This is a genomic window from Sphingomonas sp. 4RDLI-65 (assembly GCF_049472435.1).
Taxonomy (GTDB): Bacteria; Pseudomonadota; Alphaproteobacteria; order Sphingomonadales; family Sphingomonadaceae; genus Sphingomonas.
In genome coordinates, this window is record NZ_JBCEBT010000001.1 from 668,028 (window position 1) to 682,837 (window position 14,810).

A 14,810-nucleotide genomic window follows, 5' to 3' on the forward strand; every position below is an offset into this window, starting at 1 on the left:
GTCTGCTGGTCGAGTTCAACCGCATGGATTCACCGCAGACCTTCACGTACGATGCACGCGAAGGCGCGAAGATGCCGTTGCTCGATTTCGGGTTCGACGTCGCGGATCCCGCCAATTGGCAGGTCGTCAGCGGGGTTCTCGGCCATACGCCACTACGAGCGGTACGTCCGCAATACGTACGAAGGCGTGAAGGTCGACTTCGACTGGGCGGTCAACGACCAGTTCAACGTGGCGTTCGGCGGCACGATCCGGCGGTTCGGCTTCGCCACCTCGCAGGCCGAGCGCAACGTCGATACGCTCAACCCAACCCTGCTGGAGGCGGGCTCGACGACCGCAGCGAACAGCAAAATCGTCTCGTTCGGCCGCGGCATCGATACACCTGCGGGAACGGTGACGAGCTTCCTGGTGCCCGACTTGAACAAGATGAACAATCTCATCGGGTTCGAATGCGATTGCATCAACAAATATGGCGACTTCCGCCTGACGACGCTGCGCAACGGCGGCTCTGCGAACTACGGCGTCGACGAGAAGGATACCGCCTTCTACCTGCAGTTCGACTTCAACGGCGACCTGCTCGACCGACCTATCCGCGGCAACGTCGGGACCCGCGTCGCGGTCACCGACGTCACGTCGAACGGCACGACCCAAGCCGGCCGGCCTATCGTCGGCACCAACAAATATACCGATTGGCTGCCGTCGCTAAACCTCGTCTACCAGCCGATCAAGGACGTGTACGTCCGCTTCGGCGCATCGAAGGTGATGGCTCGACCGTTGCTCGGCAACCTGTCGCCGACGATCTCCAGCATCTCGATTCCAAGCAATGGCGACAACAGCGGCGCATCGTTCACCATCGGCAACCCTAAGCTCCAGCCATTCCGTTCGACCAATCTGGATCTCAGTCTCGAATGGTATTTTACACCTAGCAGCCTGATCTCGATCGCCGGCTACTCGAAGCAGATTTCGTCGTTCCCGCAGACCGTGCTGTTCACGTCGTCGCTCAGCGATTTTGTCGATGCGGAGACGTTGCGCCAGATCCGTGCGCAATACACCAACGTCAACCAGCTGGCCTATCTCGACAACAACCTGCCATTCACCGCACGCCAGTACCGCGATGCACCAGGTGGGTATCTCCGCGGGATCGAGGCGAACTTCCAACAGAACTTCACGTTCTTGCCGGGATTTCTGCGCAATTTCGGCGTGCTGCTGAACTATACGTACATCAAGTCCGAGCTTAACTACATCCTTGATCCCGGTACCACGACGATCGCGCGAACGCTCGGCAAAGCACCGTTCATCGGGGTCTCGCCGCAGGCGATCAACGGGACGCTGTTCTACGAAGTCGGTGATTTCCGGGCCCGAGTATCGGTCGCCAACCGCAAGGGCTACGTCTCGCAATATCCGATCGCGGCAGGGTCGTGCAGCCCTGGATTGACCACCGTCGGAGGCGGCGCCGTCGAAAGCGTCGGTTGCGACAGCCCGCTGATCAACGATTTTGTCTACAGCCGCGCGACCACCAACGTCGACGCTTCGGTGAGCCTCAAGCTGTTCAAGGCGTTCTCCGTGACGCTCGAAGGTCTGAACCTCACCAATCAGACCTCCAACCGCTATGCGTACCAGGGCCAGGAAGCGGTCACCCAATACGGCAGTTCGGGTCGCGTCTACCGCCTCGGTGCCCGCGTGAGCTTCTAGCCTTCCCTCCCCAGGGAAGGCTGCTTCCCGTCACGAGCCTCCATCGACCTCCTCGCACCGCCCGAACAACCGAATGGAACAGCGCAAATGCTACGCAGCATGCTAATGGCAACGATCCTTGCGACCGTACCGCTCGAGGCCGCATTTGCGCAGATGGCGCCGCCCCCCGGTAGTCCACCGGTCCGCATGATCCAGCCTTCGAAGATTATTCTGGTCGGCGACTCCACGGCGGCGGTCATCGGTGGCTGGGGACCGAGCTTCTGCGCCTATCACGTGACCTCGTTCGCCGCCTGCCTCAACCTTGCGCGCGGCGGTCGCAGTTCGGGCAACTACAGATGGGAAGGATCCTGGGCCGTCGCGCTCGGCGAGATGAAGGCGCCGGGTTATCGCAACACATGGGTGCTTATCCAGTTCGGGCATAACGATCAGCCGGGCAAACCGGGTAGATCGACTGACCTCGTAACGGGCTATCCCGCCAATCTCCGCCGTTACGTGGAGGAGGCCAGGTCGGTCGGGGCCAAACCCATCCTGGTCACGCCGCTTACGCGCCGCACCTTCAAGAACGGACATCTCGTCAACGACCTCGCACCCTGGGCGGAAGCGACCCGTCGCGTTGCGGCCGAACTTCATGTTCCGCTTCTGGACCTCAATGCCGACAGCGCCGCGGCGGTCGAAGCCATGGGCACCCCCGCTTCCGAACGGTTCGCGCAACTGCCTCGCGGTTCGCAGCCGACCGGCCAGGCTGCCCCTGCCACCGCAAGCACCGAAGTCCAGGTCGAGCCGCTCGCCGTTCCCAAGCTGTCATACGACGATACGCATCTGGGCACGGAAGGTGCGAACTACTTCGCGCGGATGGTGACCCAAGAGCTTGCCACCGCCGTTCCAGAGATGCGCGGGCTGCTGGTACCGTGAATTCATGGACCGGTACCGGTGCGTCGTCCGCGTCATGTCGTTGCCCGGACACGTCCTTCTTCCTCGCGTGCCGCGGCACAACGCGTTGGTACGCGACCAAGTTTCCGAGATCCCTCCCCGGGATACTACTTCCCGTCATCGGCATGCTCCGATGACGGGAAGCCTTTTATTCTGGAGGCCGTGATGCACAGAAGGGATGTCCTGAAGGCCGGAGCTATCCTGACCGGCACCGGCGTGCTGCCGGCCCTAACGCGATCGGTCCTGGCACAGCAGACGCCCGGCTACGCGTCTGCGCCACGCCCCGGCAGCGGTCCACCGGTCGGCGACAATAGCGGCCGGATCGTCCCGCCGCCCGCACCTGGATACTGGCCCTATTCGGGGATCAGCGGACCCGGCACGCGAGCGAACGCAGCGTCCGCCAGCGGAGGCTGGACATCGGGTATGCCGGACGTTCGCTACAAGGGTCCCGTCCCTCGCCGGTATCCAGTCGCGCCCTGGGGCACGTCCGACGGCGACAGTGCGGTGAAGGCGGGCTTGCTGCCGCGCATACGCCCTCTTCACGACGTCCACATCCGCGACACGATCGTCTGCGTGGGTGGCGATGGTCACTATTACATGACCGGGTCGACCGGCGACAACATCTGGGCGACCAACGACGGCGTCGAGCTCTGGCGATCGAAGGATCTAGGTCGCTGGGACTATCTGGGGCTGGTCTGGTCCATCGAGAAGGACGGCGTCTGGGAACGTGACTGGCGGATGCGGTCGGGGGTGCCCTTCCGTGCGCTATGGGCGCCGGAAATTCATTACATTCGCGGCAACTACTACATCTGCCACTCGATCAGCCGCGCAGGCCTGGCGATCCTGAAGAGCACGACCGGACGTCCCGAGGGACCCTATGTCCACGCCTTTTCGCCCGGCGCCCCCATTCGTCGGAGCATCGACGCGACACTGTTCGACGACGGCAGATCGGTATGGCTGACCTATGGCTCGGCCGACGAGATCGTGCGGCTCAAGGACGATCTGTCCGGTCTCGCGGGAGAATGGCAGAAGATGACCGCGACCGAATGGGACGATGATCCGCGTCATCACCGCAACCCCTGCGGCCCCGATGGCTGCCGCAAGTTCGGCTACGAAGGCGCGACGATGTTCCAGCGCAACGGCGTCTTCTATCTCGGCGTCGTCGACCGCTACGAAGGCCGCTACTCCTTCCGCATCTGGCTGAGCGATGCGCCGACCGGTCCGTGGCGGGAGCCGCATGAGGGCGCACCCTGCTGTGGCGGCGGCAACGTCTTTCGCGACCGTCACGGTCGCTGGTGGCAGACCTTCTTCGGAAACGACGAGGCGAGCCATTTTCGCGAAAAGCCCGGCATCGTCCGCATCGACTTCGATGCACGCGGCCATGTCGTCGTCCACCGCGACCAACCCTTTCTGATCAAGGAGCCCGTATGACCGACTTCAACAGGCGCGACGCCTTCGGGCTGGCCGCTCTTGCCGGCGGGGTCGCGCTACTGCCCGGCGCACCGGCGACGGCCGCAGCGGCGGCCGCAGCGGCGAAGAGCGCACCGACATGGCGTCGCGGCTTCGAAGGCCAGCGCATCGCCGACCTGGGTGACGGACGGTTCCTCAACCCGCTGATCGGCGGCGACCGGCCCGATCCCGCCATCCTTAAGGACGGCGCGGACTATTACATGACCTTCTCGAGCTTCGACAGCTATCCGGGGCTGACGATCTGGCACAGCCGCGATCTGGTCAACTGGCGACCGCGCACCGCCGCTCTCAGCCGCAACATCGGATCGGTCTGGGCGGTGAGCCTGGAAAAGCACGGCGGCCGCTACTTCCTCTACATCCCGGTGAAGGCGAGCCCGAACGACATCTACGTCCTCCACGCCGACCATATCGACGGCCCCTGGTCCGACCCGGTCGCGCTCGGCCTGCACAGCCACATCGACCCCTGCCACGCAGTCGGCGAGGACGGCTCGCGCTGGCTGTTCCTGTCGGGCGGCGACCGGATCCGCCTTTCGGAAGACGGCCTGTCTACGGTCGGGAAGGTCGAGCACGTCTACGATCCATGGCGCTATCCCGACGACTGGGACGTCGAGGGCTTCAGCCCCGAGGGTCCTAAGATCCACCGCCACGGCGGCTGGTTCTACATGATCACCGCGGTCGGTGGCACGGCCGGACCGCCGACCGGCCACATGGTGATCGTCGCCCGGTCGCGCTCGATCCACGGGCCATGGGCCAACGACCCCGGCAACCCGATCGTCCGCACCGTTTCGAACGACGAGAAATGGTGGTCGCGCGGCCATGCAAGCCTCGTCGAGGCGCCGGACGGCGGCTGGTGGTCCGTCTATCACGGCTTCGAGAACGGCTTCTGGACCTTGGGGCGGCAGGTGCTGCTCGACCCCGTTCGCTGGACCGCGGACGGCTGGTTCCGGATGACCGGTGGCGACCTCTCCAAGCCCCTGCCCAAGCCAAAGGGCGGCCAAGGCGGCGACCATGGCCAACCGCTATCGGACGATTTCTCACGTCCGCTGAAGCTCGGCGCCAAGTGGAACTTCTTCCGCCCCGGCCCCGCCGAACGCGACCGCGTGCGTATCGCGGATGGGGCGCTGGTGCTGAAGGCCAGCGGCAAGGCGCCGGTCGACTCGTCGCCGCTGATGCTGATCGCCGGCGATCAGGCCTATGAGTTCCAGTGCGATATCGAGATCGCACCGGGCGGCACCGCCGGCCTCGTCCTGTTCTACGACGACAAGCTCTATTGCGGGCTCGGCTTCGACGAGACGCGCTTCGTCACGCATCAATACGGTCTCGAACGTGGCCGCCCCGCCAACCCGCACGGTCGCCGCATGTCGATCCGCATCGCCAACAAACGCCACATCGTCGCGATCCATACCTCCGGCGACGGCGGCAAGACGTGGCAGCGCTTCGATCGGGGAATGGAAGTGTCGGGCTATCACCACAACGTCCGCGGCGGGTTCCTGATGCTCCGGCCCGGCCTGTATTCCGCAGGGGCCGGCGAAGCCCGCTTCCGCGACTTCCGCTTCCGGGCGTTGTGATCGGGATGCGGAAATCTTCGATCATCGGCTTCGCGACGATGGCCTTGCTAGCCGCCGGTTCGTCTACGGTCGCCCTCGCGCAGGCGTCGGGAGCGTCTGCGGTCGGATCACCCGGGAAACCCGGCATCCAGGTCGCGGGAACGACGGGCCAACGCTTTGCGAGCGTTCAAGCTGCCGTCGACGCGCTCTCCGTCGATGGAGGCACCATCCTCATCCCGCCCGGCATCTACCGCGAGAAGCTCACGATCAAGGGCGCAAGCGTGCAGCTCCGCGGAACGGGGCGGAAGCCCGACGATACGGTGATCGTCTACGGTGACAGCGCGGCGACGGCAGGCGGCACCTTCAAATCGGCGACCGTCTCCGTATCCGGCGACGACTTCAGAGCCACGAACCTGACGATACGGAACGACTACGGCGCCGATCCGGCCAATCCGCCGTCACAGGCGGTCGCTCTCTCCCTTACCGGGGATCGATCCGTCATCAGGAAGGTGCGACTCCTCGGACACCAGGATACGCTCTTCGCCAACCGGGGGCCGAACCTGAGACCCAGCCGCCAATACTTCGTGGATTGCTACATCGAGGGACACGTCGACTTCATCTTCGGCGATGCCAACGCCTATTTCGACCGGTGCAGGATACACGGCGTAGCCCACAGTTCAGTCATGTACACCGCGCAGAGCCGACGGTCGGCAACGGACGACAGCGCCTTTGTGTTCGACCGCTGCACCTTCACCGCGGATCCCGCGGTGGCCGAAGTCTCGCTTGGCCGCGCATGGCGCCCGTATGCCCGCGTGATCCTGATCGACGCGAAACTGGATGCCCCGATCATCCCGGAAGGGTGGCGGGAGTGGACGCCCGGCAAGACGGACACGCTGCCGACCGCATGGTATGCCGAATACCGCTCGACCGGCAGGGGCGCCAGTGCGGAGACCCGGGAGCCTTACTCGCGTCAACTTACGAGTGAGGAAGTGGCGCAGTGGCGGCTGCCGCGCTTCTTCGGCTCGACGGACTGGATCAGGTGAACACATGACGTTTCCTGCTGAACAGGTTCCTACACCGCAGCGCGACATCCGAGCATCATTCGAAAGGATCGACGATTGAGGACCCATCTGCTTGCATGTCTGATGGCCGCGACCGCCGTGCCTGCGGCGGCCGCCCTGATCGGCCACATGACCCCGCCACCGTCGCTTACCATCGAGCGGTTGAGGGCGCTTCCCCCGGCGACGCGGAACGTCTGGGCCGCCTATATCGAGCGTTCGAAGGTCGCGATGGAACGAGACCGATCGATGCTGGCCAAAGAGCGGCAGGGTCTGGCCGAGGTCCCCGCCCCCCCGCCGGAGGGCAAGACGGCAACCATGCCGCTCGATCGTGACGCAGCCTGGTACTCCAGCACGCCGGCCGGCTCGATCGCAGACAACATCGTGAGTTTCCAGACACCGACCGGGGGTTGGGGGAAGAACCAGGACCGTAGCGCCCCGCCCCGTCTTCCTGGCCAGATGTATCTCCCCTTCGATAGCAAAGCCGGCTCCCATGCCGCCAGCGATCTCGCTGGCGGCTGGAGCTTCGTCGGTACCCTGGACAATGATGCGACCACCACCGAATTGTCGTTCCTGGCGCGCGTGCAGGTCGGCCGGTCCGGCGGCGACGGCGAACGGTATCGCGCGGCCTTCCTCAAGGGCATTCGATATCTACTGGAAGCGGAACTGCCGTCCGGAGGCTGGCCGCAGGTCTATCCGTTGCAGGGCGGCTATCACGACGCGCTCACGCTGAACGACGATACGATGATCAAGGCGATGCCACTGCTCCAGCGAACCGCGGCAGGCGGCGGCGACTACGCCTTCGTGCCGGTCGCGATGCGCACGGCGGCGCGCGATGCGGTCGCGCGATCGATGGCGACGCTGCTTTCCACGCAGATCGTGATCGATGGCCGTCGCACGATCTGGGCACAGCAATATGATCCGCTCACCCTCCGGCCGGTGGGCGCACGAAACTTCGAACCGATAGCTCTGGCCACGGCGGAAAGCGCCGCGGTGCTGCGCTTCCTCATGCAACAGCCCGATCCCTCGCCGGCGATGCGTCGAGCCATCGCCGATGGCGCGGGCTGGTTCGCCTCCCATGCGATACGCGACCGCGTCTGGGCACCCGCCAGCGGCTCAGAAGGACGCCGTCTTGTTGAACGGCCCGGCGCGGGACCGATCTGGGCCCGCTTCTACGACCCCGTCACCCAACGGCCCATCTTCGGCGACCGCGATCGATCGATCCAGGACGACGTGAACGCGATCAGCCTGGAGCGGCGCAACGGCTACTCCTGGTTCAGCGCTACGGGCACCGGTGTCGCCAACGCCTATGCGAAGTGGAACCGAGTCCATACCGCGTGATCGCAGCGTTTCGCGCGTCTCCTGCCCCCCGGCGCTGCCCTAGTGTCCGTTGATGGTAATCAGCATGACGCCTGCCCAAGTCGAACACGAGTGCAGCTAAGTTTATAACAGCCTAAATGGTATCAGTAACCAGGCCTGATCGTTGATCAGAATCCTGACTCCGACCTTCACGCTCAACATACGTCTCGAACGCCGGGATCGTTTCCGCCCCCACTCCCGCACCGCCTTGGCTGATGCGGGAGCGTCGTCGTAGGCGTCTTCAGTCGACGAACCAGCCGGTGTCGCCGCCGATCGGCATGCCGGGCGGGATCGCGGGCACCGCCTGGCGCTTGTCGAGTTCGCGCGTCAGCTTGTCGTCGTCGGTGAGCAGCATGGCGACGTGACGGCTCCACGCGCCGTCCTCGCCGCCGGCCCCCTTGCCGAATTTCGTCGCGATCCCGCGCAGCCGGTCGCCCAGCAAGGCCGCCACGTCGGGCGAGGTCGCGCCGTCGCGCGCGGTTTGCGCCATCGTCATGATCGTTCGGTAGGCGATCCGTCGGCCGACCGCGTCGCGCCGCGCATCGATGGTCCCGGCGACCAGCCGGTCGAGCAGCGTCTCGACCCCCGGCATCGCGGGATCGCGGCGATGCTGTTCGTACACGCGGGCCAGACGCGTCGGCGCCAGCAGCGAATCCAGCGTCACCTGCGCCGCGACATCCGCCGCGACCAGCGGATCGAACGCGGCGGAACCGGCATTGCGAAACACCTCCTGATCGAACTGCACGTCGCCGCGGCCATTCATCGGCGACGACAGTGGCATGACCAGCGCCGCGGGTACCGTCAGCACGTCTGCCGACAGCGTCGCCAGCATCGCGGTGAGCGCCGCATCCTGGGTTGCCGCGGCGACCGGCACCGCCAGCGCATGATTGTCGCCCGCGACGGCATAGGCGTAATCGATTCCACCGATCAGCTTGCCGACCGCATCGATGTCGTAGCGATGCAGCAGCCATACCGGCACGAACTTGCGCCGGAGGTCGGACAGCGCCTCGCCGTTGCGCAGGACACCCGGGCCGAACTGCGCGATCGCCACCCGACGCACGGCCATCATGTGCTGCAGCGAGGCGACCGGATCGGGGCCATCGTCCCACATGCTGCCCCACGGACTGGGCGTGTCCGACGCGCGGCCGTCGATATCGGTGATGAACCGCACGCCCTTCGCCTGGATCGCCAGTGCCTTCGCGCGCGCCGCGACGTCCGGATCGGTGCCGGGCGCGGAATCGGCGTAGAGCCAGTCCACGGTGAAGTCGTCCCACACGCCACCGCCGGACGCATAGGCCTCCGACAGGTCGATTTGGCCCCCCGTCAGCTTGATGCGCGGGCCGGGGTAATCCATCACCGTCGTGCGCCCCTGGGTGCTGCCGGCGAAATTGTGCATGAAGCCGATCGCGTGACCCACCTCATGCGCGCCGAGCTGGCGGATCCGGTCGAGCGACACCCTGACCGGATCGTTGCCGCCGCCGCTGTTGTTCTGGGCGGTGCCCACCAGCCCCTCGAAGATCGTCATGTCCTGACGCACGCGCAATGCGCCGATCACGACATTGCCCTTGATGATCTCGCCGGTACGCGGATCGACGATGCCACCGCCGTAAGACCAGCCGCGGGTCAGCCGGTTCGACCAGTTGACCATGCTGTACCGGACGTCCAGCGGATCCGCGCCGACCGGCAGCATCTCCGCGCGGAACGCATCGACCAGCCCGGCCTTGTCGAAGGCGGTCGCCCAGTAATTGACGCCTTCGAGCAGCGCGGTGCGGATCGGCTCGGGCGCGGCACGATCGATGTAGAAGACGATCGGCTTTTTCACGCGCGAGCGGGCGGCGGCGGGATCGACCTTTTCCAGCCGGAAGCGGTTGGCGAACTGCTGCACCACATCCTCGCCGAGCGGCGTCCCGTAATCATAATATTGGTTGCCGCCCGCCGCCGAGCGGATGTCGAACTTGCGCGAGACGAAACCGGGCGCGGGCAAGCGGATGAAGCTGTGATGGACCGTGAAGCCGATCTGACGCGGTTCGGGGGCGATGCGCTCGACCTCGCGGCCGGGCGTATCGGTCTGGTAGGTCTGGAGCGCATCCACTTCGATATTGTCGGGAAAGACCTTGACCGAGGCGGCGTCGGCCGCGCTGAGCGCGTCGACCAGCCGGAAGCCCTTGCCCGCCGCCGATCCTCCGCCCGCGCCTGCCATCGCCCAGCTGGCATTGAGGGAATCGGCGATCCCCATCGTATCGCGTGTCAGGAAGGGGGCGATGTCCACCGTCACGCCGCCGCCGGGTTCGGTGGTGACGATATCGAGCATCGTCATGATGCTGGTCGGGAAGCTGGTCCTCCCGCCCGCCGCCACGCCGGCATCGCCGGTCGCGCGGAACTGATGGTTCTCGAACGTCACGGCGATCTTCTTGCCGATCCGCCGGAACGCGACGATGTGCTCGGGGCCGAGCATCCCGCGATCAAGCCGCAGATTGGCCGATCCGATCCCGGTCCGCAGCGAGGTCGCATAGATGAAGCGGCCCGACGCCCCGTCGGCATCCGCGGGGGGCAGCGTGACGAGGATACGCCCCTCCGCCGGAATCGCCTTCACCGGCAGCAACGGACCACTGCCAGCCGTCGACACCGCCTGCTGCGCTGCAACCGGCACGCCCGCGACGGCCAATGCCGCCAGTCCGATCGCCCTACCCCATATGATTGCGTGCATCGCCGTATCCCCCGTTTTGCTGCTGTGCAGCGAAGCTAGCATGATCGATGTTGCGGTATCCGGCGATATTGCGCACTTTTGTGACAGTCGGTGACGCAATCCGGCAATTATCGGGGCAAACGATGCAAGAAAATCAGAGCAATCCGGTCGATCCTACCGATTATCGCATCCTGCGCGAGCTGGTCCGGGATGGTCGTGCGTCCGATGTAACGCTGGGCGATCGTATCCATCTGTCCAGTACCGCGACCGCTAGACGACGGAAAATCCTCGAGGAAAGCGGCGTCGTTTCCGGCTACACCGCCAAGCTCGACATGGCGAAGCTGGGGTTCAGCATCACCGCCATGGTGTCGATCGAACTGAGTTCGCAGGCCGAGCAGGTTCTCAACGAATTCGAATCGGCCGTGATCCGCTGTCCCTCCATGTCGTTCTGCAGCTTCGTATCGGGCGAGGTGGATTTCATCATGATCGTCCACGTCCGGTCGTTCGAGGATTACGACCGCGTGTATCGCCGGGAGCTGTCGATGCTGCCGCATGTCGCGCGGATCCGCAGCAGCTTCCTGATGCGCGAGGTGGCGCAACGGTCGGTCGCGCCCGCCGTGGTCGACGATCAACGATGACGTATCGGCTAGCGTTTTCACAACTTAACATCGGACACGATGACGGAAAGCATCAATAATTGCGCAAACGACTACCTATTCCGCAAATGTGACATCGATTTCATCTCGAGTTTGCGAGGAACCGGCAGGCGTCATCTGATAGGTTCCACAGGGGAACAGGACCGGGATACCCGGCCGACACGATAGCAGGCAGGAACCAACGAGAACGATAATCCGGGGGGATATCTGGACGGCACCCGATTATTCGAAGGGGCTATCCATGACTGTTCTATCTGGCACCGATGGCGGCGCTTCCGTCATCCATGCCCAGCCGATCGTGCAATTGACGGCGCCCCTGACGGCGCAATCGACCTGTCGCCTGAAAAGCCGCAGCCTGGTGAGCGTGGGCGTCCTGGCACTGTGCTTCGCCAGTCATGCCGCGGCGGCCCAAACGCCAGTCGACCAGACCCGTACCGGACCGCAGGACATTGCCTTCCAGACCGAGCGCGGCCCGGCCAAGTCCGCGCCCACCGATCAGGAAACGACCAACGTGCCGGGCGGCAAGCCCGAAATGGCGGTCGATCCCGTCACCGGCGATACCCCGGCGGAAGAGGGCGACGCGATCGTCGTCACCGGATCGCGGATCGAGCGAAACGGCTACAGCGCCCCCACCCCCGTCAGCGTCGTCACCGCCAAGGAACTGAAGGCGGAAGCGCCCGCCAACATCTCCGATTTCGTCAACACCCTGCCCGCGGTCCGCGGCAGCGGCACGTCGGCCAGCAGCAACGGCTCGCTCAGCAACGGCGCGGCCGGCATCAACTCGGTCAACCTGCGTAACCTGGGCGCGAACCGCACGCTGGTATTGTTCGACGGCCAGCGCTCTGTCGCCTCGACCACGACCGGCCAGGTCGACGTCAACACCTTCCCGCAGGCGCTGATCGAACGGGTCGAGGTCGTCACCGGCGGTGCCTCGTCCGCCTATGGCTCGGATGCGGTGTCGGGCGTCATCAACTTCATCCTCGACCGCGACTATACCGGCTTCAAGATGGAGTATGAGCACGGCGTCACCACCTATGGCGACGCGCCGAACCACAAGGTGACGGCGACCGGCGGCAAGGCGTTCGCGGAAGGCCGCGGCCACCTGATCGTATCAGGCGAGCATTTCTCGCAAAAGGGCATCCAGTCGATCGATCGCGACTGGAACGACAGCGGTTTCTTCCTCGCCAACAATCCCGCCTATTCCGCAGCCCGCTGCACCGATGCCGCGTCGCTGGGCACGCCCTGCGTCAACGAATTCCTGATCGCGTCGGGCATCGGCACGGGCCAGTTCACACCCGGCGGCCTGGTCAGCACCGGGCCGTTGCGCGGCACCTATTTCGGCTCGGTCGATCCGGCGACCGGCAAGGCGACGGTGAACCAGCTGAACTTCGGCCCGACCAGCGGCCAGTGGATGGTCGGCGGCGACACCGACATCACCACCGCCGGCCATCGCAGCAGCGCGACGTTGCAGCCCGAGGAGAAACGCAGCAGCGTCTTTGGCCGCCTCAGTTACGAGGTCTCGCCGCTCGTCGAACTGTACGGCCAGTTCTCGTACAGCAATTATCGCGGCCAAAGCTATTATCAGCAGACGCCGACCACCGGCGTGACGATCCAGCGCGACAACGCCTACCTGCCCGATGCGACCCGCGCGGCGATGGTCGCGAACAACCTGTCCTCGATCCAGATCGGCACCAGCAACATCTTCCTGCCGCCGCAGGGCAGCGACAACGAGCGCCAGGTGTTCCGCTATGTCGCAGGCGCCGACGGTGCGTTCTCGATCGGCGCGAGCGACTGGAAATGGGGTGGCTATTACCAACTGGGCAAGACCAAGACGAACGAACTGCTGACCAACGCCTGGAACGTCGCCCGCATGGCCGCGGCAACCGACGCGGTGGTCGCCGCGGCCGGCAATACCGGCGGCTATGCGGCGGGAAGCGTGGTGTGTCGGATCAACGTCGATGCGAATCCCAACAACAACGACCCGTCGTGCGCACCGCTCAACCGGCTCGGCACCAACGGCGCCTCGCCCGAGGCGATCGCCTATGTCCTCTACAACGGTCGCCAGCCGCTTCGGAAACAGGAGCTGAAGCAGGAAGTCGCGGCGATCAACTTCTCGACCAACAGCCTGGTCGATCTCTGGGCGGGGCCGATCTCGGTCGCGTTCGGCGCGGAATCCCGCAAGGAATCGGTCACCGGATCGGTCGACCAGCTGTATCAACCGCTCGTCGCCAATGGCGTCACGACCGGCACCTGGATCTACGGCAACTACCTGCCGACCAAGGGGCGGTACACCGTCAAGGAAGCCTATGTCGAAACGGTGATCCCGATCTTCAAAGGCATGGATTTCAACGGCGCGTTCCGCTTCACCGACTATTCGACCTCCGGCACCGTCGAGACGTGGAAGGCGGGCCTGACATGGCAGGTCATTCCCGACATCAAGCTGCGCGGCACGATCTCTCGCGACATTCGCGCACCCAATCTCAGCGAGCTGTTCGCACCCGGCACCGGCCGCACCAACACCGTCAACGTGCCGCAGGTGAACGGCAGCATCGCCGCCAACCAGTTCAATGAATCGACCGTCGGCAACGCCGACCTGCGGCCTGAAATCGCCAAGACCTATGGTGGCGGTGTCGTGGTGACGCCGACCTTCCTGCCGGGCTTTGCCGCCTCGGTCGATTATTACGACATCAAGCTGGACGGGGCGATCGACTCCCTCCTCGCGCAGACGATCGTCGACCAATGCTATCAGCAGAATATCGCCGACGCGTGCTCCTTTATCTCGACCACCGGTGGTCGCGGCGTCACGACGCTGGGCCTGCCCGTCACGAGCATCGAGGTGAAGCCCATCAACTTCGTCAGCCTGAAGACGCGCGGCATCGATATCGAATCCAGCTATCGTCGCGCGATCGGCCCGGGCAACCTGACGCTGCGGGCGCTCGCCAGCTATGCGTTCGAACTGACCAGCAACAACGGCGTCACGGCGACGACCGATCTCGCCGGGCAGAATACCGGTGGCCTGCCCGACTGGACGTATCGTTTCACCGCCGGCTACGATCTCGACTCCGGGTTCAGCATCCAGGGGATCGCGCGCGGGGTCAGCGGCGGCGTCTACAACAACAACTACGTCGTCTGCACCACGGACTGCCCGCTTTCGACCGCCGATTACCGCACGGTCAACACGAACAGCATCAAGGGGCAGTTCTTCTACGACATGAACGCGAGCTATGCGTTCGAGACCGGCGGGGCGAAGGCGCAGGTCTTCGTGTCGATCCGCAATCTCCTGAACAGCGATCCGGTGCTCGTCGCCAACGGGCCGACCGGCAACAACACCCCCGCCTATCCGCAGACGAACCGCGCACTCTACGACGTGCTCGGCCGCGTGTTCCGCATGGGCGTACGCATCGGCCTCTGAGCC

General features: G+C 64.9%; 9 protein-coding genes. 8 read left to right on the plus strand and 1 reads right to left on the minus strand.

Annotated features, from left to right (window positions below):
- The first annotated feature begins 51 nt into the window (after window positions 1-51).
- The 6 genes from VH567_RS02825 to pelA all read left to right on the plus strand — a co-directional run bounded on the left by VH567_RS02825 (window position 52) and on the right by pelA (window position 8,035).
- Window positions 52-1,689: a TonB-dependent receptor domain-containing protein gene (locus VH567_RS02825; RefSeq protein ID WP_423322987.1), complete on the plus strand. Its 1,638-nt coding sequence runs from the start codon at window positions 52-54 to the stop codon at window positions 1,687-1,689.
- A 105-nt stretch (window positions 1,690-1,794) separates the two neighbouring features.
- Window positions 1,795-2,601 carry a rhamnogalacturonan acetylesterase gene (locus VH567_RS02830; RefSeq protein WP_423322989.1) on the plus strand — a complete coding sequence of 269 codons (807 nt, stop codon included), beginning with the start codon at window positions 1,795-1,797 and terminating at the stop codon, window positions 2,599-2,601.
- Window positions 2,602-2,784: 183 nt separating this feature from the next.
- Window positions 2,785-4,050 carry a family 43 glycosylhydrolase gene (locus VH567_RS02835; protein ID WP_423322991.1) on the plus strand — a complete coding sequence of 422 codons (1,266 nt, stop codon included), beginning with the start codon at window positions 2,785-2,787 and terminating at the stop codon, window positions 4,048-4,050.
- The gene (locus tag VH567_RS02840) at window positions 4,047-5,657 is read left to right on the plus strand and encodes a family 43 glycosylhydrolase (protein WP_423322993.1); all 1,611 of its coding nucleotides are present in this window, start codon (window positions 4,047-4,049) and stop codon (window positions 5,655-5,657) included. The genes VH567_RS02835 and VH567_RS02840 overlap by 4 nt, the downstream gene beginning before the upstream one ends.
- 5 nt (window positions 5,658-5,662) lie before the next feature.
- Window positions 5,663-6,679, plus strand: coding sequence for a pectinesterase family protein (locus tag VH567_RS02845; RefSeq protein ID WP_423323696.1), 1,017 nt, complete (start codon window positions 5,663-5,665; stop codon window positions 6,677-6,679).
- Window positions 6,680-6,781: 102 nt separating this feature from the next.
- Window positions 6,782-8,035 carry a pectate lyase gene (gene pelA, locus VH567_RS02850; protein WP_423322995.1) on the plus strand — a complete coding sequence of 418 codons (1,254 nt, stop codon included), beginning with the start codon at window positions 6,782-6,784 and terminating at the stop codon, window positions 8,033-8,035.
- Between the two features lie 259 nt (window positions 8,036-8,294).
- Here the strand turns inward: pelA and VH567_RS02855 are convergent, their stop codons facing one another.
- The gene (locus tag VH567_RS02855) at window positions 8,295-10,760 is read right to left on the minus strand and encodes a zinc-dependent metalloprotease (RefSeq protein WP_423322997.1); all 2,466 of its coding nucleotides are present in this window, start codon (window positions 10,758-10,760) and stop codon (window positions 8,295-8,297) included.
- Between the two features lie 122 nt (window positions 10,761-10,882).
- Here VH567_RS02855 and VH567_RS02860 point away from each other — a divergent pair, with 122 nt between their 5' ends.
- Window positions 10,883-11,377 (plus strand): Lrp/AsnC family transcriptional regulator, encoded by a 495-nt coding sequence (locus tag VH567_RS02860; RefSeq protein WP_423322999.1) that lies wholly within the window; start codon window positions 10,883-10,885, stop codon window positions 11,375-11,377.
- Between the two features lie 259 nt (window positions 11,378-11,636).
- On the plus strand, window positions 11,637-14,807 hold the full coding sequence (locus VH567_RS02865) for a TonB-dependent receptor plug domain-containing protein (RefSeq protein WP_423323001.1): 3,171 nt from the start codon (window positions 11,637-11,639) through the stop codon (window positions 14,805-14,807).
- The last annotated feature ends 3 nt before the right edge of the window (window positions 14,808-14,810 follow it).